The sequence below is a fragment of the Streptococcus cristatus genome, from assembly GCF_001578775.1.
GTDB lineage: Bacteria > Bacillota > Bacilli > Lactobacillales > Streptococcaceae > Streptococcus > Streptococcus cristatus_A.
The window spans coordinates 22873-43771 of sequence record NZ_KQ969065.1; the positions used below are offsets into that span (position 1 = coordinate 22873).

Sequence of the window (20899 nt, forward strand, 5' to 3'; positions counted from 1 at the left end):
CAATTTCAAAATTGGAATCGCTTTTTTGTAATATAATTGTAACATTTCTTGGTTTGTTTATCAATTAATCATATTAACCCATTCAATTAGAGCATGCACAATTAACTCACTTCCAAACATTACTTAAATTTGATTTTATTATACACCTTGAAAAATAAATAAACAGGACTTAAAAGTCCCGTTTATTTATATGTATATTCCTCTAAATTTTTCTCCCACTCATGCTGTAATTGGCGGGTTAAATTCTCATTTTGAAATAGTTTGGCAAGAGTTAGGGCATCTTCGTAAAGTTTTCTAGCTTTATCAATGTTCTTTTCCTTTACTAAACTATACTTCCATTCCAACATCTTAATAATTGGCTCTTTTTGATAATCTTGAGTCGAGGTCATTATTTCATTTAAGCGCTGAAATGCTTTATTAGTATGTGCAAAGCGACATCGAAATATCTCAACTGTCGGAACCATAATCAATATATCTCTCAGAAGAAATGCGTAGTTGCTTGGAATATGGTCCTTAGAATTAAGCAAACCAACTGCTAGATCATCAAACAAATCCATGTCGAACTTTCCAGAGACCACCTCCTTTTCATCTATATACATTTGATACAGACGAAGGATCAGTAAATCATTAACATCATAAAATTTCTTCTGACGCAACCGTTTTTCATTTCTGTCAAAAATTTCTTTGCCAAATGGTTTACCGTCATTCTCATAAGTGTAGAGATAAGATTGTAAAATATCTACAGCCAACTGTTCTTCACTAGGTAAATTATCATAGTAATTATCAAAAATAACATCCAACTGATTCTCTAATTCAGCCAGGACTTCCTGACTACCATAGATAGGCGTTCTTATAAGCTGATACTTGAGTTTCTGATATTCAGCTGGCAAATCGTCCATATTTTCTTGACCTATTAGCTCCGTTAGACCAGTGCCTAAACGCTCAGATAGATATTCTAAAGTTCGCAATGTAGGCTGAGACTGTCCGCTTTCAAGACGAGTTAGCTGCCGAACGGATAGCTTAGATTCATCATCACATAGTGCCTCTTTGGTCAATCCTTTAGCTTTCCGCAATTCTCTCAATCGCTGCCCAAATTCCTGATTTGGCATAGCCCTCTCCTTTCTGACACTTGAAAAGATATTGATTCTTATACTGTTATTATACCATTTTTCTTTGCAAAAAGTCTAAAATAATAGGAAAGATAATTTTCACGGTATTACAAAAGGTTGAGCTCAAATCTCAACCTTCTTTTGTATGATGCAAATCCCGAACGATCCGCTCAAAGGCTGCTTCTAGAGAATCTTCGTTCCTAAAGAACGATTCCTCTTCCCAGCCTAAGAAGTCTCGGTCTTTCCACCAGCGCTTCATGTCGGCTGGAGTAAATTCTTCTTGCTTCGCTCTAGTCTGATGGCGGCGGACGGTTTCTTCAAAAGTCAAATCATAGTAATAGGCTAGAGTCTGAGAAGAAAACAAAGTCCGCAACCGCTCTAGCATGTGCCCATAAATATCTGTCTCATAAAATCCTTCTACCAGAACCAGCAAGTCATGCTCGTAACCGAAGCGTGCCAATGTCTCTGTCAGGTCAATAGACAAATTTCCCGGCTCGACTTTTTCCTTGAGCATGTCCCGTCTAACTGTGTCCTGCGCAATCAAAAGAGTCCCTCGGCCGTAGTGAGTCTGCAGTTTCCCAGCGAGACTAGACTTGCCAGAGCCGGAATTGCCACGAATGATGACTAACTTGGCCATCTTATTCACCCAGAATCAAGCGGGTATGCTCGCGTTTAATGCAGCGATCCATGACAATATCATCCCGACCGGCTGCCCGCAAAATCTGCTCAGCTTCCTCACTCTCCAAGCCCAACTGAGCCCAGAAAATCTTGGCATCCGACTGCAGAAAATCAAGTGCCACATCCGGCAAAAACTCACTGCGGCGGTATACATCGACAATATCCACCGGAAAAGGAATATCTTTGAGACTGGCATAAACGGTCTCACCAAAAATCTGACTGCCCACCGCCCGCGGATTGACTGGAATAATGCGATAGCCCCGCTCCTGCATTTCCTTAGAAACCCGGTGGCTGGTGGTCTCCTCCCGGTCGGACAGGCCCACCACGGCAATCACTTTGCCGTTTTCTAAGTAATGTTTGACAATCCCGTCGCTGGGATTTTGAAAATGGTAAGTCATAGGCTTCCTCCTCATTCATAATAAAGCTAGATAGTTTTGCAAATATTGCGTCTTAATTGAATCCGAGCTAAACGCTGTGTGAAAAAGACAATCCGTTCTAGGAGCATCGCTCCTTCGTCCGGATTCCTAATTTTCAGTCGGTTTTGACGCTCTTTGTATCTTATCTTACTTCGCCTCGTACCAAGTTTGGCCGGCATTTTCATCAGCTACCAGTGGAACGGCCAGCTCAATCGCGGATTCCATGGTTTCTTTGACTAACTGGCGGACGGCTGTTAGCTCGTCATTTGGCACTTCCAGTACGATTTCATCGTGAACCTGCAAGAGCATGCGAGACTTGAAATTCTTCTCTGTCAGTGCTCGGTCCAGATTAATCATAGCGACTTTGAGAATGTCTGCGGCGGAGCCTTGGATCGGGCTGTTGATGGCTGTGCGCTCCGCAAAATTTCGGATGTTAAAGTTGCGGGAATTGATGTCCGGCAAGGAGCGACGGCGATGATAAATGGTCTCTACATAGCCCTTATCACGCGCTTCGCGAACAATGGTTTCCATGTAATTTTTGATTCCTGGGAAACGCTCAAAATAAGTCTGAATATAATCTTTAGCTGCCTTACGGGAAATGCCCAAATTATTAGCCAGTCCGAAGTCGGAAATGCCATAGACCACTCCGAAGTTGACGGCCTTGGCATTGCGACGGTCATTTGGTGTCACATCCTCTGCCTTTTCAATACCAAAGACCCGCATAGCTGTGGCCGTGTGAATGTCTTCTCCATGCTGGAAGGCAGCAATCAAATGCTCGTCCTGCGAAATATGAGCCAGCACCCGCAGCTCAATCTGGGAATAATCCGAACTGAGAAGCACGCTGTCTGCCCACTCCGGCACAAAGGCCTTGCGAATGAGGCGCCCCTGCTCCAAACGAACGGGGATATTCTGCAGATTCGGGTCAACCGAGGACAGGCGGCCAGTCTGGGTCAAATCCTGAACATAGCGAGTGTGAATCTTGCCGTCAGCCGCAATCGCCTCCTGCAGTCCGATGATATAAGTGGACTGGAGCTTGCTGATTTGACGGTATTCCAGAATCTTAGACACAATCGGTGCAATGGGAGCTAGACGCTCCAGCACGTCAACCGCTGTCGAGTAGCCCGTCTTGGTCTTTTTGGTGTACTCCAGCGGCAACCCCATATCTTCAAAGAGAATGGTTCCCAACTGTTTCGGCGAGTTAATATTAAACTCCTGACCAGCCAGATCATAAACCTCCTGAGTCAGACTTTCCAGCGTCTTTTCATTTTCCGCCTGCATGCCCTGCAGGGTTTCCCGCTCAACCTTGATACCCGCAATCTCCATCTTGGCTAGGACAAAGGCCAACGGCTGCTCCATTTCAAGCAACAAATCCAGCTGATCGTGGGAACGGAGCTGTTCTTGCATTGGCTCTTCTGTTTCCAGCAGTACTTGAACCTTACGAGCTAGATGCTCAAAGAGCTGCTCTTGCTCGGGTAGAGCGCGCTTGGCCCCCTTGCCATAAATCTCATCATCCGTCGGCAGGATTGTTTGGCCGTAAAGCCGAGCAATAGTCGCCAGCTCATTGTCTTCGACTGTCGAAAGCAGATACTTGGCTAGGCGCGCATCAAAGGCTGCTGCTGGTAGTTCAATGCCGTAATGACTGAGCAATACCTTGGCCCGCTTGAGGTCGTAGGTTTTCAGAGCTGTTTTTGTCAAAAACTCCTGAAAGAGAGGTTGCTGTAGTAAATCGCTGGTGCCGACATAAATCTGACGGCTATCGCCCCAGGCAAGACCGACAATCTCTTCCTTGTGGTAGTTGTCACCCAAGATTTCAAAATAGAAGAATTGCTCTGGTGCCAGCATATCCGCTGTCACCTCAGTCACTTTGGTAAATTCAATTGGTTTGACTTCTACTGATTCCTGACCAGTTCCTAGCTGAGCCTTGAGCTGCTTGAAACCCATCTCATCGTAGAACTTGCTCAGTGCCTCTACCTGTGGACCCTTATAAACCAAATCATCCAGTCCGATTTCAATCGGAGCCTGAGTATTGATGGTAGCTAGGGTTTTTGATAAGAAGGCCTTATCCTTGTCATTGATCAGATTTTCCTTCATCTTAGAAGCCTTGAGCTGGTCGATGTTTTCATAGAGATTTTCCAAAGAACCGTACTCCAAGAGGAGCTTGAGACCAGTCTTCTCGCCGATCTTGGTCACGCCGGGAATATTGTCCGACTGATCGCCCATCAGCGCCTTGAGGTCAATGAACTGCTCTGGTGTGATGCCCATCTTTTCCATGAGGTAGGCTGGGGTAAATTCCTCAAACTCGGCCACACCTTTCTTGGAAATCTCCACCACAGTATTCTCATCCGTCAGCTGAATCAAGTCTTTATCGCCACTGACAATGGTCACATCGTAAGGTACAGCTGTCTTTTCAGCCATCTTGTCCAAGGTTCCGATGATGTCATCCGCCTCGTATTGAGGCAAATCATAGAAGTGAATGCCTAGGTGCTGCAGCATTTCTCGGATAAAGGGCAGCTGCTCACGAAATTCATCCGGTGTCTTGGCCCGACCAGCCTTATAGTCTGCGTACATCTCGGTCCGGAAGGTCGTCTTGCCAGCATCAAAAGCTACCAGGACATGAGTCGGCTGCACGCGCTCCAAGAGATGATTGAGCATGAGGTGGAAGCCATAAATAGCATTGGTATGCAGGCCCGATGGACTCTTAAAACGGTCAATTTGATTATAAAGCGCAAAAAAAGCGCGAAAAGCAACGGACGAACCGTCGATTAATAATAATTTGTTCTTTTTTTCCATAGGTTTATTATAACACGAAAGGCGGACAAAGACAGAAAAGGCGGCGTGGAAAATAGGTAGAAAATGAATTGAGATTTAAATTTTGCTATAATTATCCTATGAAAAACACTTACTATTTTATCCGTCATGCGCATTCTATCTATACACCTGATGAAATCAACCGACCTTTATCAGATAAAGGACAAGCTTCCTTGGCGCAGCTTGACTTTTTAGCAGACAAATCCATTACCGCCATTTATTCTAGTCCCTACTGCAGAGCCATTCAAACGGTCGAGCCTTTAGCACAAAGTCTGAAACTCGCTATTCAAACCGACAAACGACTAATAGAGCGAAAGCTGAGCAGTCAAGCGATTGCCGACCCAGATTTTGAAGAAGCTCTCATGAAACTTTGGTCGCGGCCAACATTTTCACTTGTTGATGGTGAATCCAATCAGCAAGCTCAACAGCGTGCTTTAGCTCTTCTTCATGAGCTAGAAAGCAAACATCAAAACGAAGAAATTATCATCAGTTCCCACGGAAATCTGATTTGCATCTTGCTGAGCGCATTTGACTCCAGCATTGATTATAACTTCTGGCGCAACCTAAGCATGCCAGATGTACTGGTTTTAGACAAAGATGAAAAAATCACTCGCCTTCTCTAAAAGAAACTTGCCTTGCCTCGTATCGCCTAGCAAGAGCCAGCTATATCTTATCTCTCTTCTATGGTATAATAATAAAAACTAGGAGGTGAAGCATGTTCCCAATAACCATTCCAACTCTTGTGACTGAGGAAGTGTATCAACGATTTGCTTGGTCTATTTTCTTACGCGGGAAAAGATTCTTGCTGAATATGTTCATTTTGATAGGAATTCTATCTCTATATCTTATCTTCCTACCTGACAACCTGAAGCGATTTTCTTTCTTCATCGTGCTATTTACATCTTTGATTATGTTCCCAGTAATGTACTTTGGCACGGACTTTCAGATAAGGAAGGCCTATCGAAAAACTCCTTTCTGGAAGGATATGGAGCAAACTCTTATATTTGAGAAAGATAAATTCTCTGTGAAAAGCAAACGTGGAGAGTTTCTTTATAGCTATGATGACATCGTCAAAGTTTTTCATACTAAGGAAGATTTTTATATCATGTTGGGACCAATTGTTGGTTTCCCTATTGAAAAAAAGAACTGTACGCCCGAGGCGCTTGAGTTCTTGCTAGAACTTCACATTGAGCATATGTAAAAGAAAAAGCAGGCTAGACTGACAGTAGATCAGTTCTGGTCTGCTTTTTATCTTGTAAATAATTGCTTGATATCCACCAACTTCTCTATTTTCTGATTGATTTCTGGTCGGTAGTCACAGAAGTTAATGCTCTGGATGCCACTGTTGACGGCGACATCCACATCCAGTGTCCGATCACCGATATAGTATGTCTTCTGCTTGTCCAGACAATATTTCTCGAGCAGATAGTCGACACCTTCTGGGTGGGGCTTGCGCTCAAAGCCATTGGCCGTTGTGATGATTTCTGTAAAATAGTCATGAATGCCCAAGTCTTGCAAGATTTGATGGGCATTGAGTCCCTTGTGGGTATAGACGAACTGGGCAGTGCCCTGCTCCTCAGCCCAGGCCAGTATCTCCGCCGCTCCTTCCATCAGATGGACCTGAGCATTTTTCTCCTTTAGGCTTGCTCCACGGAAGGCATTCATCTCGGCAGCGTCCAAACCTTTCTCAGATGCTACTTTTTCCAAGAGCTTCTGGACAGAGTGTTTTAGGATATAGCTGTGAATACTCGCCCTGTCAAAGTCCAGACCATAGTGAGCGTAGGTCTCCTCAATTCCTGCCAAAATAGCATCGTAGGAGTCCAGCAAGGTGCCGTCCAAATCCCAAATAAACGCTGTTGTCATGTGATTTCCCTCATTTTTCTGTCAAATAAAACCTTTAAAAATAACCAGCGGAAGCCATTGTCCAAGAGCGTCCCCGCCCAGACTCCTGGCAGACCCAAGCCAAAGGTCACACCCAACAAATAGCCTGAAATGATGCGAATTAGCCACATACCAATAGTCGTGGCATAAAAGGGCAGTCTGGCATTGCCCAGCCCCTGCCAAACCGCTGTGTAAATCACGGTTCCAGCTGCCATGGGAGTTCCCAGCAGGGAGAAGAGGATGACCGAAAGACTGGCTGTGATCGCTCCGCTATTGTCCGTATAGAGTAAGGTCAGCGGTCGACCAAGTGCGAAAATACCTAAAGCCAAGGGCAGCATGCAAGCAAAAGACAGCCAGAAGGCCCGCTGACGAATCAGACCAACCGCTTGCATATCGCCCTCCCCAACCGCATGGGCTACCAACATGACTGTTGCTGTCGCGACCCCGAAAGCCGGCATGTAGTTAAACTGGGTCAGGACTTCGCCGATGGCATTCCCCGCTACTGCATCCGTCCCAAAGACAACCACAATGGCGATAACCACCACATCGCCCGCCCGCATCATGAGCCGCTCTCCAGCAGCCGGCAAAGACAGGCGCAAGAGCTCTCCATCTAAGCCCCAGCGCCAGCGGATTGTGGACAAATCCAGCTCCCGCCAGAGAATGAGCACACCGACCAAACGAGCCAGCACCGTCCCCAGCGCTACACCGACAATACCAAGCTGAAAGGCATAAATCCCCAGACCGGAAAAGAGGGCATTGAGGACATTGGTCAGAAGACTAACATACATGGGGAATCTAGGATTGCGCGTGACCCGCACCAGAGCTCCAAAGGAAGTCATCAAGCCTAGTAGGACAATTGTTCCACCAACCAGAGCCAGATAAAGACCACCTGCTTCAGCCACCGCTTTTTCCGTTCCCAAAAGGTCCAGCATCTGCCTACCAAAGAGCAGGGAAAGCAGCCCCAATGGAAGGCTCAGAAGCAGCGTCAGCTTGATAGCCTCAGCTGTATGATAGGCCAAACGCTCCTTGTCTCCTTGAGCCAGAGTCTTGGAGATGAGACTGGAAACAGCAGCCCCCAGCGCGATAAAGATTGCCTGATAAATAGTAATGATGTTACCGGCCACCGAGACACCAGAAATTGCAATCAGCCCTAGACCGGCCACCAGATAGCTGTCGACCATTCCCATGAGCATCTGCAAAAAATTCTCCGCCATAGCCGGCAAGGCGATATTCATGATTTTTTTATAAGTTGTCATAGAGAAAATTCTCCCTCTTAAGCATCAGCTACTTCCCTTTCTTTCATTAGGTATCCTAAGAAAAAATCAGCCAGATATCCAGCTGATTTTAGGCTTTCTAAGCCATTTTTACAATTCCAAGTAATCTTCGACTGCTGCCTGCATTTGGTCTGCAGCGACTGTGGTTTTGTGGCGAACCGGTGCTGTTTCTAAGCCGTCCACAGCTGGTGGCAGGGCTACGCCAGAAAGTTCGTGCAGTTGCTCCAAAGCCTCGAAATCACTGAGTCCTGTTTGACCGGTCACAGCTTCAACGGCCACGACTGGGAATTTATAAGGACTAGCGGTAGACGCGATAACAGTCTTGTGCTGATCGCCGGTCTCTGCCACGTATTTTTGATAGACAGCAGACGCAACGGCTGTATGAGGATCTTCGATGTAGTCAGAGGCTTGATAAACCCGCTTGATTTCAGCTGCTGTTTCTTCTTCCGTCGCATAGTCAGCCGCAAAGAGCTCTAAAATCTCAGCGTCAAAGTCCGTCAGTTCATACTGTCCATGCTCATTCAGAGCCGCCATCAAAGCAGCTGTTTTCTCAGCACTGTTATCAGACAGGTGGAAAATCAAACGCTCCAAGTTAGAGGAAACCAGAATATCCATGGATGGACTAGTGGTCACCTTGAAGCTCCGCTTCTTGTCATAAACCTGAGTCTTGAAGAAGTCTGTCAGAACATTGTTTTCATTCGATGCACAGATCAGCTTGCCAACCGGCAGACCGATTTGCTTAGCATAGTAGGCCGCCAAGATATTACCAAAGTTCCCCGTCGGAACTGTGAAGTTGACCTTATCCCCTGCTGTGATTTCTCCCGTTTTCACTAACTGAGCATAGGCATAGACATAGTAGACAATCTGTGGCACTAAACGGCCGATATTCATAGAATTAGCTGATGAAAACTGAAGTTTGTGCTCCAGAAGACGAGCTCGTAGGTCTGTGTCGTTGAACATGTGCTTGACATTGGTCTGGGCATCGTCAAAGTTGCCGTCAATGGCAACAACATGCGTATTGGTACCTGTCTGCGTCGTCATTTGCAGCTCTTGAACCTTGCTGACACCGTCTTTGGGATAAAAGACGATAATCTCAGTCCCCGTAACGTCCGCAAAGCCTGCCATAGCCGCCTTGCCTGTATCACCAGAAGTTGCTGTCAAAATGACAATTTTGTTTTCCAAACCATGCTTTTTGGCTGCGGTTGTCATCAAGTGAGGCAGGATGGACAAAGCCATGTCCTTGAAGGCAATGGTCGCTCCGTGGAAAAGCTCTAGATTGTACTGACCATCCAGCTTGACCAAAGGAGCAATCGCAGGATCATCAAACTTGCTGTCGTAGGCATGGTTGATACAGTGGTCCAGTTCCGCTTCAGAAAAATCATCTAAAAAAGCAGACAAAACCAGCTTGGCTACTTCCTGATAGGAAACGTCTTTGAGCTTGGCAAAGTCCAAATCGACCTGTGGATAAGTAATGGGCGTAAAAAGACCGCCGTCTGCTGCCAAGCCTTGCAGAATCGCCTGGCTGGCTGTTACTTTATTCTTTTCATCGCGTGTTGATTGATAAACTAAAGTCATTCTCTCTCATCCTTTATCTGTAGTTCGCTTTATTATATCAAAATTTATCAGAAAATTCTCCATTTTCATCAAAATTAAAAAGCAAAAAGAGTCGAAACCCTATGATTTCAACTCAATCAAATGTTAAAACTCAGACAAGGCTTTTATTTGCTGTCCCTTTTCATCGAAATTGTCTGGGCTCAGCCATTTCTCCAGACGAGTCTTAACGGCAGGCCAATCGCTGTCAATCATGGAGAGCCAGTCGGTATCTCGGTTGCGCCCCTTATAGACGATTGCCTGACGAAACCTACCTTCGTAGATAAAGCCAAGCCGCTCTGCTGCACGCCTTGAGGGCTGATTGAGTGCATCGCACTTCCATTCGTAGCGGCGATACTCCAGCTCTTCAAAGACATAGCGTGCCAGTAAGTACTGGGCTTCTGTAGCCAGTCTGGTGCGCTTCAGCTGCGGTGAATAGGTCACAGCGCCTACTTCAATCACACGATTGCCTCGGTCAATTCTCATTAATGCGAAAGTTCCCAGCGCCTTGTTGCTCTCCTTATCCACAATGGCATAGTGGAAACGATCCTGATCCGCCAGCATCCGATCTAGCAAACTATCCCACTCCTCCTGACTCTGAGCAGCATTTTGAAAGAGATAGGTCCACATGTCAGCGGGTGAATCCGGACCATATACTTCGTATAAAGCTGCTCCATGCTTGTCTTTGGATAGCCGCTCGATAATAACATACCGGCCTTCTATTCGCTCCAGGTCGGGCAAGTCCCCCAGCTTAAAATCTGGCAGAGCCTCTCCAATAGGCTGGCCTAGTTCATTGATTCGCATAAAAACCTCACAATATAGCTTTACTGATTTCCACAATAAGAATTGGAAGTTGTAAGTGACAGTAGCTCCTATCTCCCTTGCTTCAGATCCAAACTTGGAACATGACTTGTGTAAATTATATCACTTTTTCTTTCATTCGGCGCAATCTTAAAAAGTAACTGTTTAGAACAAAATATTAAAAAGCTACATTATTTTTTACTGCCGCAACGAAACGCTCGGTGATTTCCTTTGGTCGAGTAATAGCTCCGCCTACTACAATACCGCGAACACCCAAATCATGGATTTGCTTGGCTTGATCTGGATAGTGAATCTTGCCCTCAGCAATCACATCTACCCCCGCATCACAGAGCTTCTTGACCAGTTCAAAATCTGGTCCGTCTACCTTAGGACTGTAGGAAGTGTAGCCTGATAAGGTCGTACCGACAAAGTCAACGCCAGCTGCTACAGCCGCTACGCCTTCCTCAAAGGTACTAATGTCTGCCATCAGCAGTTGCTGCGGATATTTCTCCTTGACTTGGCGGATAAAGTCCTCAATCTTCAAACCATCATAGCGTTCCCGCTGGGTGCAGTCCAGAGCGATGACCTCGATATCAAGGGCAGCCAGCTCATCCACTTCCCGCATGGTCGCAGTGATAAAAGGCTCCTGTGGTGGATAGTCCCGTTTGATAATCCCGATAATCGGGAGCTTGGTTACTTCCTTAATCTCCTTGATGTCTCGCACGCTGTTGGCTCGAATACCAACTGCCCCGCCCTCTTCAGCCGCCTTGACCAAGAGAGGGATGACTCCACCAGCCTCTGTATAGAGGGGCTCATGAGGCAGAGCTTGACAGGAAACGATAATGCCATCTTTGATTTTTGCAATTAATTGATCTTTGCTAATCTGTGACATAAATAATCTCTCCTTTTTCTATGTTTTCTCCGTTCTTTTTATAATGTCATTATATACAAAAAATAAAGCGCTTTCAATAAGTTTTGAGATTTAGATTTTAGTTTCTAAAAACCGACTTCCTTTCTTAAAAGCTGAAACTACTTTCAGGATTAGAAGTGTTTCTACAAAAAAGTTGTAATAGATTTTGAATAATTTACCATAAAAAGCCTGAGATTATGCTAATCTCAGGCTTAGTTTCTTTCTTGCTACTATCTATTTTTACCAATCTTTAAAAGCTTCCAGCAAAGAAGGATGGTCAATCTTTGAACCACAAAGCCAGTTGAAGACCCTATCATTGACATAGACATTCATGGCTTCATGCTCGTACTCTGGCATGAGATGGTGCTCCTTAGTACACTCCAGCCGGTTGTAAATCGCAAACTGGGTAATCGGATAACAAACATCGTCAGCAAGTCCTGTTATCATCCGCACGCTCCCTTGAATGCGGTGAGCCATATTTTTCACATCGATATAGGACAAGGTCTGGATAATCTCATCCTCCGTTTCGTGGAAAGGATCGTGGAACTTAAAATAACGAAAAAGCTCATCATAGGCCTCGCTGGTATTGCCAATCTCCAACACCCGCCGAAAGTCTGACAAGAAAGGATAGATAGCCACTGTCTGCTTAATGCGCGGATTGAGAGCCGCTGCCACCAAAGCCAAGGCTCCGCCCTGAGAAGCACCGTAACTGGATAAACGTTCCTCGTCCACAAAGTCCAAACTCGCCACAATCTCAACCAAGCTGTAAATATCTAGATAGATATCCTTATAAAAGAGACGCTCTGGTCCATCCACTGCCCCACGGATAATCTGACCCTTGACCGTATTGCCCCTTACAGGCGCTCCTCCATCTAAGGAATAGCCTGACTGGCCGCGTACATCCATAGATACAACACCATAGCCAGCCACTGTATAGGCCAGCATATCGGACCAATCCCAGCCACGCCCCATATAACCGTGGAAATGAAAGATAATCGGAACTTTTTTACTCGATTTGGAAAGGACCATACGGGCATAGATTCGCCCCCGATTCGTCCCCTCAAAAACTAGCTCATAGCAGGTCACCCCAGCGATTTGAAAGTCTTTTTCAATCAACTGATAGTCTGGCAAACCACTCAAACTGCTAATCTGACGATCCCAAAAAGCATCAAAATCCGCTGGAACTTCATCTCTGCCTCTGTAATCCTTTGCTTCTGCTAATAAATCTGGATTGCGCATCTTATCCTCCAATACTATTATTTTTGTAAGCTCTTACAAAAATAATAGCACAGCACCTTCCCTTTTTCAATCCTTTACAATATTAAGAATTTAGTTTCTGTTTTTGCTATGATTCTTTTTCTTTTTGAAACTAGTTTCAAAAATAGGTCGGAGAAGTTCCCTGACCTCTTTTTTGAGATTACATTATTAAAAACAAAGAAAGCGAGGTGAACAAAGAATCACACCTTTCAACCTGCTCTTTGTACATTTGATAAAAATTCTTGATAGAGTTGATTTCTAAGTAGCAACTGATGATGAGTTCCTTGATCCACAATCTGTCCAGTTTTATCCAAAACAAGAATCGAATCTGCTTTCTTGACTGTATGCAAACGATGTGCAATCGTCATGCGTGTTTTACCTGCTGTCAACTTATCAATTGCTTTACTGATTCTTTGTTCTGTCACACTGTCTAAACTGGCTGTTACTTCATCTAATAGATATATTGGATGCTCCAGCAATAAAGCCCTCGCAATATTAAAACGTTGCTTTTGCCCCTCGGACAACCCAGTACCACTATCAGAAATTTCCGGATCTAAACCTTTGTCTAAATCCCTTATCAAAGATACCAAACCCAATTCTTCTAAGACTTCATTCATCCGTTCTTCTGAGACGATTTTATTTTTCCCATAGAGAAGATTTTCCCTGATCGTTCCATGAAACAAGGTATTATCTTGAGGAATATAAGCAATCATCTTTCTCAATTGTTCCTCAGATAAGCCTGCTAAACTCTGATTGCCAATGAAGATATCTCCCTTATAATCTTGATAGAATTTCATCAATAGAGCAAAAATAGTCGATTTCCCTGCACCGCTTGGTCCAACAATGGCCGTATGCTGTCCCGCTTGAATATTGACGGATAAATCGTTTAAGACATTTTCCTGATCATAGGAAAAATTAACATTCTTCATGATGATACTCGATCTAGAAAGCTCTAACCCTGTCTCTCCTCCTGCTTCTTTATCTAACTCTACCATCTCCATTAAACGATTTGAAACACTATGAAACTCTGTCCAATCCGTCATAGATTCAGAAATATCTGTGATAGGGTCAATCAACTGTGTAAGATAAAGAACAAAAGTCATCAAGCTACTCATGGTCATATTGCCTTTTGAGACTTCCAAACCAGCCACCACCAAGAGTAAAATGATAAAGGTCATGGTCAATCCATTTGTCAAAGTTTGTTGAATGGAGGATAGACCAATAATCTTTTTGAAGTTATGGCTTAATTGATTAAAAGAGTGAGCCATGGATTCTTCCTCACTCTTTTCACCATTGAAGGATTTCATCAAACGGATATGAGTGAAACGATGACTAATCCGACTAGAAATGTCTCCCAGTCCTTCTTGATAGCTTGTATAGTGACTTTCTAGCCGATGATTTATCGGAATAATGACAAATAATAAAAACGGAAATAGTAAGAAAGATAGTAATGTCAAGGGCAGACTGATATTTACTAGAAAATAGAGAGAACCCATAATCACAATCCCATTTAAAATAAGATTTGGCAATACCGATGTGATAAAGTTCAAAATGACAGACATATATTTTCTCATCTATAAAAACTGTGTGCATTAATATAAATGTCTAATATGTAAAGCGCTTATTGGTTAAACCTGTATAAATAGTTGTTTCTCATTTTTTCTTCCTTAAACCTATTTTAATTTTTCAAAAAAATCAAAATCCCTAAATGTACGATTGTGTTTCAAGGTCATATCAAGTCCCCCTGTGATATTTGATACTGTAACTCTTGCAGTAGGAGAGAGATTTTTCAAAGTATACACTCTAAGAATATTTCTTTTAACTGTAATCAAGTCTAACAAATAGCCATTGACTCTTATCTCCACTTGTATTAATGGACTAGAGGACTGTCTCACAACTAGCACATCTCGCACGCCACCTGTATAAGTCTGTACATTATTGATTCGTTTGAACTCTAACATACCATGACTTTTTACAGTTACCCCCACCAACCACCGATAGAGCCTAGTAAACTAAAAAGTTTAAACATTTCTTTTTCCTTCCTGCTGTGGTGTTTACAAAAATAATTATATCAGCATATCAAAAAATCACCAATGACAGAAATGTCCTCTTTTATATCCGTTCCAAAGCTATAATTCCAAACAAAATAAAAAAACTTCAGACCGTAGACAAACTACTTTTCTCGAAGTGGTTTGTCTTTTTTTGTTCATCATTTCTATCTGATTTTCCTTGTACACTAGTCATATAGCTAAGATCTTGCGATTCAGGCAAAATAAAAAGCCCCTCTAGGCAATCATTTTCACCAGTTTTTTGAGATTCAGGCAGGCAAAAGTCAGACCAACCTGATCTTCCATTTTGGCCTTACCAATCTGTCTAGTGTAGCGCATACCGTGATATTCTTTGGCGGTCCCAAAGTCTCGCTCAATAGTCTCCTTGCGCCGCTTGTACCATTCCTTCATCACAGAGGTATGACGAATATCTTCACATCTATCTAAATAATCCTTCCAAACATGCCGGGTGATGACCCGCTGATGATTCTTAGCTCTGGTGCAGACAGTCAAAAGAGGGCAGTTTTGACAAATAGAGGAATCGCTTTTGTATTCTCGGTAGCCGTCACGATTGGTTGTGCTGTAGCTTAATACCTGGTTTTGCGGACAGAGATAACAGTCATAGTATTCATCATAAACAAAATCTTTAGGGCGAAACATGTGCTTATCTCCCCTTGGTCGGGTGTAAGGCAGAACTGGCGTTAGCTCCTGGTCCAGCAGGAACTTGGCAATACTGGGCGTCTTAAAACCAGAGTCCATGACAATAGTTTGGGGCTCAAAAAGTTCCAGCTTGGCAAAGAGGAGCGGAAAAAGCTGGCTGTCATGCACATTTCCAGCTTTTGCCGCTCTAAATCTACTTGGTTTTTATGAAACATCAGCTGCACCTCTTACCTCTATTATACTCCTAAAAACGACAAAAAGCCCTGAGAAATGTGTTTTCTCAAGACTTTGTCTACAATCTGAAACTTTTGACAATAATTGCCAAAAGTTTTATTTTATCGTAAATATCCGATAACCAAGTATATTGAAAAAGTTCTAAAGTCTTGATTGGCTCTGGAACTTTTTGACCCTATAATTTCTGTAGTGGATAAATATACCGAAGGAGATTTACCCACTACTAATCTTAATTTTTATTCAAATGGTTTATATGTCATTCCCATAAACTTCCTCCTTTAAGTTAAAACTATGCCTGCCCAAATAGCTCCGCCAACTAAAACACCACCTGCAACACCTCCAATAAACCACCCATCTCCATAAAGTTCGTCTGTTTTTACTTCTTCAAAAAATAGTTCATTCATATGTTTATCTTTCATTTCCATAAAATTACTCCTTTAAGTTAAAGCTACAATTCCTGCAGCAGCAGCTACAATACCAATTCCAACACCGAAACCTTCAATGAAATCTCGAGCATTCCCATAAAGCTCATCTACTGGTACTTCCTCGAAAAATATCTCATTCATATGTTTGTCTGTCATTTCCATAAAATTACTCCTTTAAATTTCTATTTTGACCTATTTTCCCAATGTACATTTTGATCTAATTGTCTAAGCCATATCATATTTGTAAATGATAAAATCATAATAGCCACGATAAGAATTAACGAAATCAATAATCTTCTTTCCACCAAAGCAATTGCTAAACCGCCTAACAAAATGATAGTTAGAAAAACACCTTGTAGCTTGTTACTGATACTATTTTTAAAACCTCTCATTAATTCACTCCTTTATTTACTATTTTTTCCATGAATCAACTTAATATTCAAATATTGTTGTTTTTCCCGAACCAGATGGACCTAAAAATCCAAATATTTCACCTTTACTAATCGAAAAGGACACATCTTGTAAAGCACTAGATTTTCCAAATTTTTTACTAATATTTTGTACGTCAATAACTTTTTCACACATTATCATTCCCTTCCTGATGTCTTATTTACAAGAATAATTATATCAGCGCAACAAAAAATCACCAATGACAGAAATGTCACTATTTTTTTAATAAATAGATAGTAAAATCCGAACAAAATAAAAAAAATTGACAAGAATATCAAATCTTGCCAAAAATTTTAGTATATCAGGACATTTCTGCCACTATTCACAAATTATTGAATATATTTTTTTATATCTTTCTGCCATTCTCTATCAAGGCTTGTTATCAATTCCTCGTTTCCAAATATTTGAGCCACCATTTTCGCCTCTTGATACTTACGATTTGCCTCATTAAAATCACATTGAATGTAATATTTCCACTCGACCATTAAAATCAATGGTTTCTTTTGAAAATCTCGAGTCCTATTCATAATATGATTTAACTTATCTACTGCCATCTTAAAGTAGGAGAACTCCCCAACAATCTCCAAACAGCACAACGCTGCAAATAAAGCATCCCGTAATAAATATAAATCTTCTAATTCAGTTTCTTCTATTTGAAGACATAGCTTTTTAAATAGAAGAATAATTTCTTCTTGGGTAGTTTCTTTTATAAAACCCGAATTCAATCCATCCATTAATGCACAGAGAAAATAAAGTCTTAATTTCAATAATGTACTAGTTTGAAACAGCTCTATATCGACTAAATTGTCAGAATTATTCTCCAACACACCTTGACCATATAATGAATTTTGACCTGCCCGCACCTGATCAATGGCCTGCAAGCAATCTACCATTATCTGCTCATCTCTTGGAAGATTGTCATAAAAGTCCTCAAAGATTTCATCGAAATACTCATCTTTTTGTTCTTGCAGCTCCTTATCCCCATAGTCGGGATGGTGGAGGAGAAAGTATTTGATTTCCTTATAACGCTCTGACAACTCTTGATAGTCAGGCATGAGGATATAGGCTGGAATCTCCAATTTTTCTGCGATATGCTCCAGAGTTTTCAGAGTGGGATGAAACTCTCCTTTTTCGATACGTGCCAACTGGCGGACAGACAAACCAGACTCATCATCACAAAAGGCCGGACGGCTCAAACCTTTCTTTTTGCGTAACTCCTCTATTCTTTTACCAACATCATTCATCAACCAAAACCTTCATTATTATTTGAAAAAAATAATTTAATTATCAAAGTTTTCTGTTTTTATTATATCAGAATTCCTCCAATCACGCCAAAAAAGAGTCTGGGACAAAAGTCCTAGCCTCTCAATTGTCTTTGGATTGTCGAGCAAGACGCAGTGGTTGAATGGGCTCTACTACGCTGATTTCATCAGCTTTTACAGCACTACTCAACTGTGCGGAGGTGGGACGACGAAATCGAATTCTAACGAATTACCGATTTCTGTCCCACTCTCTGTGGTTGATAACTATATTATTTACGACGTCCTGGACGTTCTCCGTAACCATAGTAGGCATCTGCCATGATTTCTTCCATGTCAGCTACCATTGGCAAGCGTGGGTTTGCAGGTGAACATTGGTCTTCATAAGCTAGAAGAGCAATTTCATGCAAGCTGTCTTTCCAAACTTTTTCATCAATTCCTTGATCCTTGAAGTTCATCTTGATACCTACTGCAACACCAAGTTCATAAACAGCTTTAGCATATGCTTCAACTGCTTCTTCTGGAGTTGAGTGAGGCAAGCCAAGTATTTTCGCGATGTCTTGGAATTTCTCATCAGCTTTCCAGTAGTTGTACTTCGGCCATGTAGTGGTCTTAGATGGACGAGTACCATTGTAACGGATGACGTATGGAAGCAAGATTGCATTTGTACGTCCGTGAACAGTGTGGTGAACACCACCGATCTTGTGGGCCATTGAGTGGCTCATACCAAGGAAGGCATTTGCAAAGGCCATACCTGCCATTGTAGACGCATTATGCATTTTCTCACGTGCTTCTGGATCAGCTGTCTTAACAGATTTTTCCAACCATTCAAAGACAAGCTTGATAGTTTGAAGCGCAATACCGTCTGTGTAGTCGTTAGCGAAGTTTGAAGTATAGGCTTCAGTCGCGTGAGTCAAGACGTCCATACCTGTATCAGCTGCGATAAAGTCTGGAACGGATTCAACCAAAGCAGGGTCAACAATCGCAATAGTTGGTGTCAATGAGTAGTCAGCCAATGGGTATTTGCGGTTGTTTTTCTTATCAGAGATAACAGCAAATGGTGTTACTTCTGAACCTGTACCTGAAGTTGTTGGGATACCGATGTATTTCGCTTTCTTACCAAGTGATGGGAAGCGGAAGGCGCGTTTACGGATATCCATGAATTTTTGAACCAAGTCACGGAAGTCGATTTCTGGTTGCTCATAGAAGAGCCACATTACTTTGGCCGCGTCCATTGGAGATCCACCACCAAGAGCAATGATTGTATCTGGTTCAAATGCTTTCATCACTTCAGCACCACGTTCTACAGTTGTGATGTCTGGATCTGGTTCAACATCTGAAAAGACTTGGATCGTTACACGGTTGCTACGTGCGTTCAATTGATCGATCACACGTTGAACAAAACCAAGTTTTTCGATAGATTTGTCAGTAACGATCATAACGCGTTCAATATCTTCACATGTTTGAAGGTATTGGATAGAGTTGCGCTCGAAGTAAATTTTTGAAGGAACTTTAAACCATTGCATATTATTTCTACGTTTCCCTACTTTCTTGATGTTTAGAAGGTTAATAGCGCTCACGTTATCACCAACTGAGTTGCGTCCGTATGAACCACATCCAAGTGTCAAGGATGGAATGAAGGCATTATATACGTCCCCGATACCACCGAAAGTAGATGGAGAGTTCCAGATGATCCGCATCGCTTTGATTTCAGTACCAAAGCGTTTAGCCAATTCTTCGTCTTTTGTATGGATAGCTGCTGAGTGACCAAGTCCGTTAAATTCAACCATTTGACGAGCTTTTTTAAGACCGTCTTCTCTATCTTCAGCTTTCAAGACAGCTATAACTGGTGACAATTTTTCGCGAGTCAATGGCTCATTTGGACCTACTTCCGCACATTCTGCAGCCAAGATGTTGGTACCTTCTGGTACTTTAAAGCCTGCTTGTTCTGCAATCCATGCAGCTGGTTTACCAACGATGTTTGCATTCAGTTTAGCACCAGCACAGTTCTTGCTGTTTGCTTTAGCGCCAAAGCAGAATTCTTCAAGAAGAGCTTTTTCTTTTTTGTTTACAAAATAAGTGTGGTATGACTTGAATTCTTCTACAAATTCGTCATACACTTCCTTGTCAATGATTACCGCTTGCTCAGATGCGCAGACCATACCATTGTCAAATGATTTAGACATTACGATATCATGAGCTGCTTGGCGAAGGTCAGCAGATTTTTCGATATAAGCTGGTACGTTTCCGGCACCTACCCCAAGAGCTGGTTTTCCGCAAGAGTAGGCAGCCTTAACCATGGCATTACCACCTGTTGCAAGGATAGTTGCAATACCATCGTGGTTCATCAAAGCTGCTGTTGCTTCCATAGATGGCTGAGTAATCCATTGCACACAGTTTTCAGGTGCGCCAGCTGCTATTGCTGCGTCACGAACAATTTGCGCTGCGTGAGCAGATGATTCTTGAGCAGATGGGTGGAAGGCAAAAACGATTGGGTTACGTGTCTTCAAGGCAATCAATGCTTTAAAAATTGCTGTTGATGTTGGATTCGTTGTTGGAGTGATACCACAAATAACTCCAACAGGCTCGGCAATCTTTGTCAATCCAGTAACAGGATCATCTTCGATAACACCAACAGTCTTCACACCACGCATGTTGTTGACAACGTGTTCACAGGCAAAGAGGTTTTTCGTTGCCTTGTCTTCAAATACACCACGACCAGTTTCTTCAACCGCGTGTTGAGCAAGGATCCCGTGCGCATCAAGAGCTGCAACTGAAGCTTTTGCTACGATGTAATCTACTTGCTCTTGATTTAGTTTTCTCATTTCTTCAAGAGCTAGGAGACCTTTTTGCACAAGCTCGTCAACATGTTTTTCTGCCGCTAGTACTTTATCTTCTTGTTCAACAGTTTTCTTCTTATCAGCCATTATAGTCCTCCAATGGTTTCTGCCAAAAGGTCAAATGAAGATTTTAACCTTTGTTAATTATTTCACAATATAATTATACTCTATTCCTACAAATTTGTAAACACTTTCAACAAAAGTTCACAAACTTTTTATGGATTATTTTTTAAGCACTGATACTTCAAGCTTTTTTACT

19 protein-coding genes and 2 pseudogenes are annotated in these 20899 nt (G+C 42.6%); 2 read left to right on the plus strand and 19 right to left on the minus strand.

The window, feature by feature from the left end:
• Nucleotides 1-182: 182 nt before the first annotated feature.
• From SCRDD08_RS10085 to polA, 4 genes are all read right to left on the minus strand, one after another.
• Nucleotides 183-1109 carry a helix-turn-helix domain-containing protein gene (locus SCRDD08_RS10085; protein WP_061423546.1) on the minus strand — a complete coding sequence of 309 codons (927 nt, stop codon included), beginning with the start codon at nucleotides 1107-1109 and terminating at the stop codon, nucleotides 183-185.
• A 130-nt stretch (nucleotides 1110-1239) separates the two neighbouring features.
• On the minus strand, nucleotides 1240-1746 hold the full coding sequence (locus SCRDD08_RS10090; protein WP_061423547.1) for a kinase: 507 nt from the start codon (nucleotides 1744-1746) through the stop codon (nucleotides 1240-1242).
• Nucleotide 1747: 1 nt separating this feature from the next.
• The gene (locus SCRDD08_RS10095; RefSeq protein WP_061423548.1) at nucleotides 1748-2185 is read right to left on the minus strand and encodes a CoA-binding protein; all 438 of its coding nucleotides are present in this window, start codon (nucleotides 2183-2185) and stop codon (nucleotides 1748-1750) included.
• A gap of 165 nt (nucleotides 2186-2350) precedes the next feature.
• Complete coding sequence (gene polA / locus SCRDD08_RS10100) at nucleotides 2351-4993, minus strand: DNA polymerase I (protein WP_061423549.1); 2643 nt, start codon at nucleotides 4991-4993, stop codon at nucleotides 2351-2353.
• A 98-nt stretch (nucleotides 4994-5091) separates the two neighbouring features.
• On the opposite strand from polA, the gene SCRDD08_RS10105 reads away from it, so the two are divergent.
• On the plus strand, nucleotides 5092-5634 hold the full coding sequence (locus SCRDD08_RS10105; RefSeq protein ID WP_061423550.1) for a histidine phosphatase family protein: 543 nt from the start codon (nucleotides 5092-5094) through the stop codon (nucleotides 5632-5634).
• Nucleotides 5635-5726: 92 nt separating this feature from the next.
• Entirely contained in the window at nucleotides 5727-6212 is a 486-nt protein-coding gene (locus SCRDD08_RS10110) for a YcxB family protein (protein WP_061423551.1), read from the plus strand.
• Between the two features lie 47 nt (nucleotides 6213-6259).
• On the opposite strand, the gene SCRDD08_RS10115 is transcribed toward SCRDD08_RS10110, so the two are convergent.
• From SCRDD08_RS10115 to adhE, 15 genes and pseudogenes are all read right to left on the minus strand, one after another.
• Complete coding sequence (locus tag SCRDD08_RS10115; RefSeq protein ID WP_061423552.1) at nucleotides 6260-6874, minus strand: HAD-IA family hydrolase; 615 nt, start codon at nucleotides 6872-6874, stop codon at nucleotides 6260-6262.
• Entirely contained in the window at nucleotides 6871-8148 is a 1278-nt protein-coding gene (locus SCRDD08_RS10120; protein WP_061423553.1) for an MATE family efflux transporter, read from the minus strand. Before SCRDD08_RS10120 ends, SCRDD08_RS10115 begins: the two co-directional genes overlap by 4 nt.
• Before the next feature lie 108 nt (nucleotides 8149-8256).
• Nucleotides 8257-9741, minus strand: coding sequence for a threonine synthase (gene thrC, locus SCRDD08_RS10125; RefSeq protein WP_061423554.1), 1485 nt, complete (start codon nucleotides 9739-9741; stop codon nucleotides 8257-8259).
• A 123-nt stretch (nucleotides 9742-9864) separates the two neighbouring features.
• A complete protein-coding gene (locus SCRDD08_RS10130) occupies nucleotides 9865-10560 on the minus strand; it encodes a GNAT family N-acetyltransferase (protein WP_061423555.1) in 696 nt (231 codons plus the stop codon).
• Between the two features lie 175 nt (nucleotides 10561-10735).
• On the minus strand, nucleotides 10736-11449 hold the full coding sequence (locus SCRDD08_RS10135) for an N-acetylmannosamine-6-phosphate 2-epimerase (protein WP_061423556.1): 714 nt from the start codon (nucleotides 11447-11449) through the stop codon (nucleotides 10736-10738).
• 258 nt (nucleotides 11450-11707) lie between these two features.
• Nucleotides 11708-12706, minus strand: a complete 999-nt coding sequence (locus SCRDD08_RS10140) for an acetylxylan esterase (protein WP_061423557.1) — start codon at nucleotides 12704-12706, stop codon at nucleotides 11708-11710.
• Nucleotides 12707-12933: 227 nt separating this feature from the next.
• Complete coding sequence (locus SCRDD08_RS10145) at nucleotides 12934-14298, minus strand: ABC transporter ATP-binding protein (RefSeq protein ID WP_081104306.1); 1365 nt, start codon at nucleotides 14296-14298, stop codon at nucleotides 12934-12936.
• Nucleotides 14299-14397: 99 nt separating this feature from the next.
• Nucleotides 14398-14685: a hypothetical protein gene (locus SCRDD08_RS10150; RefSeq protein WP_061423559.1), complete on the minus strand. Its 288-nt coding sequence runs from the start codon at nucleotides 14683-14685 to the stop codon at nucleotides 14398-14400.
• A gap of 327 nt (nucleotides 14686-15012) precedes the next feature.
• Nucleotides 15013-15612 (minus strand): annotated as a pseudogene (locus tag SCRDD08_RS10155) (transposase); the annotation flags it as partial.
• Nucleotides 15613-15944: 332 nt separating this feature from the next.
• Nucleotides 15945-16091 carry a hypothetical protein gene (locus tag SCRDD08_RS11685; protein ID WP_015604207.1) on the minus strand — a complete coding sequence of 49 codons (147 nt, stop codon included), beginning with the start codon at nucleotides 16089-16091 and terminating at the stop codon, nucleotides 15945-15947.
• A 12-nt stretch (nucleotides 16092-16103) separates the two neighbouring features.
• Nucleotides 16104-16253 (minus strand): hypothetical protein, encoded by a 150-nt coding sequence (locus SCRDD08_RS11690; RefSeq protein WP_167320504.1) that lies wholly within the window; start codon nucleotides 16251-16253, stop codon nucleotides 16104-16106.
• 20 nt (nucleotides 16254-16273) lie between these two features.
• The gene (locus SCRDD08_RS10160; protein WP_015604206.1) at nucleotides 16274-16483 is read right to left on the minus strand and encodes a hypothetical protein; all 210 of its coding nucleotides are present in this window, start codon (nucleotides 16481-16483) and stop codon (nucleotides 16274-16276) included.
• 55 nt (nucleotides 16484-16538) lie between these two features.
• Nucleotides 16539-16676: pseudogene (locus tag SCRDD08_RS11160) on the minus strand (ATP-binding cassette domain-containing protein); the annotation flags it as partial.
• A 194-nt stretch (nucleotides 16677-16870) separates the two neighbouring features.
• Nucleotides 16871-17785, minus strand: a complete 915-nt coding sequence (locus SCRDD08_RS10165) for a helix-turn-helix domain-containing protein (RefSeq protein WP_061423561.1) — start codon at nucleotides 17783-17785, stop codon at nucleotides 16871-16873.
• A 287-nt stretch (nucleotides 17786-18072) separates the two neighbouring features.
• Nucleotides 18073-20727 carry a bifunctional acetaldehyde-CoA/alcohol dehydrogenase gene (adhE, locus tag SCRDD08_RS10170; RefSeq protein ID WP_061423562.1) on the minus strand — a complete coding sequence of 885 codons (2655 nt, stop codon included), beginning with the start codon at nucleotides 20725-20727 and terminating at the stop codon, nucleotides 18073-18075.
• Nucleotides 20728-20899: the final 172 nt, after the last annotated feature.

What these genes read in the sequence shown, in the direction of transcription:
- SCRDD08_RS10085 (WP_061423546.1), bottom strand. Translation starts at nt 1,109, where the DNA reads ATGCCAAATCAGGAATTTGGGCAGCGATTGAGAGAATTGCGGAAAGCT.
- SCRDD08_RS10090 (WP_061423547.1), bottom strand. Translation starts at nt 1,746, where the DNA reads ATGGCCAAGTTAGTCATCATTCGTGGCAATTCCGGCTCTGGCAAGTCT.
- SCRDD08_RS10095 (WP_061423548.1), bottom strand. Translation starts at nt 2,185, where the DNA reads ATGACTTACCATTTTCAAAATCCCAGCGACGGGATTGTCAAACATTAC.
- polA (WP_061423549.1), bottom strand. Translation starts at nt 4,993, where the DNA reads ATGGAAAAAAAGAACAAATTATTATTAATCGACGGTTCGTCCGTTGCT.
- SCRDD08_RS10105 (WP_061423550.1), top strand. Translation starts at nt 5,092, where the DNA reads ATGAAAAACACTTACTATTTTATCCGTCATGCGCATTCTATCTATACA.
- SCRDD08_RS10110 (WP_061423551.1), top strand. Translation starts at nt 5,727, where the DNA reads ATGTTCCCAATAACCATTCCAACTCTTGTGACTGAGGAAGTGTATCAA.
- SCRDD08_RS10115 (WP_061423552.1), bottom strand. Translation starts at nt 6,874, where the DNA reads ATGACAACAGCGTTTATTTGGGATTTGGACGGCACCTTGCTGGACTCC.
- SCRDD08_RS10120 (WP_061423553.1), bottom strand. Translation starts at nt 8,148, where the DNA reads ATGACAACTTATAAAAAAATCATGAATATCGCCTTGCCGGCTATGGCG.
- thrC (WP_061423554.1), bottom strand. Translation starts at nt 9,741, where the DNA reads ATGACTTTAGTTTATCAATCAACACGCGATGAAAAGAATAAAGTAACA.
- SCRDD08_RS10130 (WP_061423555.1), bottom strand. Translation starts at nt 10,560, where the DNA reads ATGCGAATCAATGAACTAGGCCAGCCTATTGGAGAGGCTCTGCCAGAT.
- SCRDD08_RS10135 (WP_061423556.1), bottom strand. Translation starts at nt 11,449, where the DNA reads ATGTCACAGATTAGCAAAGATCAATTAATTGCAAAAATCAAAGATGGC.
- SCRDD08_RS10140 (WP_061423557.1), bottom strand. Translation starts at nt 12,706, where the DNA reads ATGCGCAATCCAGATTTATTAGCAGAAGCAAAGGATTACAGAGGCAGA.
- SCRDD08_RS10145 (WP_081104306.1), bottom strand. Translation starts at nt 14,298, where the DNA reads ATGAGAAAATATATGTCTGTCATTTTGAACTTTATCACATCGGTATTG.
- SCRDD08_RS10150 (WP_061423559.1), bottom strand. Translation starts at nt 14,685, where the DNA reads ATGTTAGAGTTCAAACGAATCAATAATGTACAGACTTATACAGGTGGC.
- SCRDD08_RS11685 (WP_015604207.1), bottom strand. Translation starts at nt 16,091, where the DNA reads ATGGAAATGAAAGATAAACATATGAATGAACTATTTTTTGAAGAAGTA.
- SCRDD08_RS11690 (WP_167320504.1), bottom strand. Translation starts at nt 16,253, where the DNA reads ATGGAAATGACAGACAAACATATGAATGAGATATTTTTCGAGGAAGTA.
- SCRDD08_RS10160 (WP_015604206.1), bottom strand. Translation starts at nt 16,483, where the DNA reads ATGAGAGGTTTTAAAAATAGTATCAGTAACAAGCTACAAGGTGTTTTT.
- SCRDD08_RS10165 (WP_061423561.1), bottom strand. Translation starts at nt 17,785, where the DNA reads ATGAATGATGTTGGTAAAAGAATAGAGGAGTTACGCAAAAAGAAAGGT.
- adhE (WP_061423562.1), bottom strand. Translation starts at nt 20,727, where the DNA reads ATGGCTGATAAGAAGAAAACTGTTGAACAAGAAGATAAAGTACTAGCG.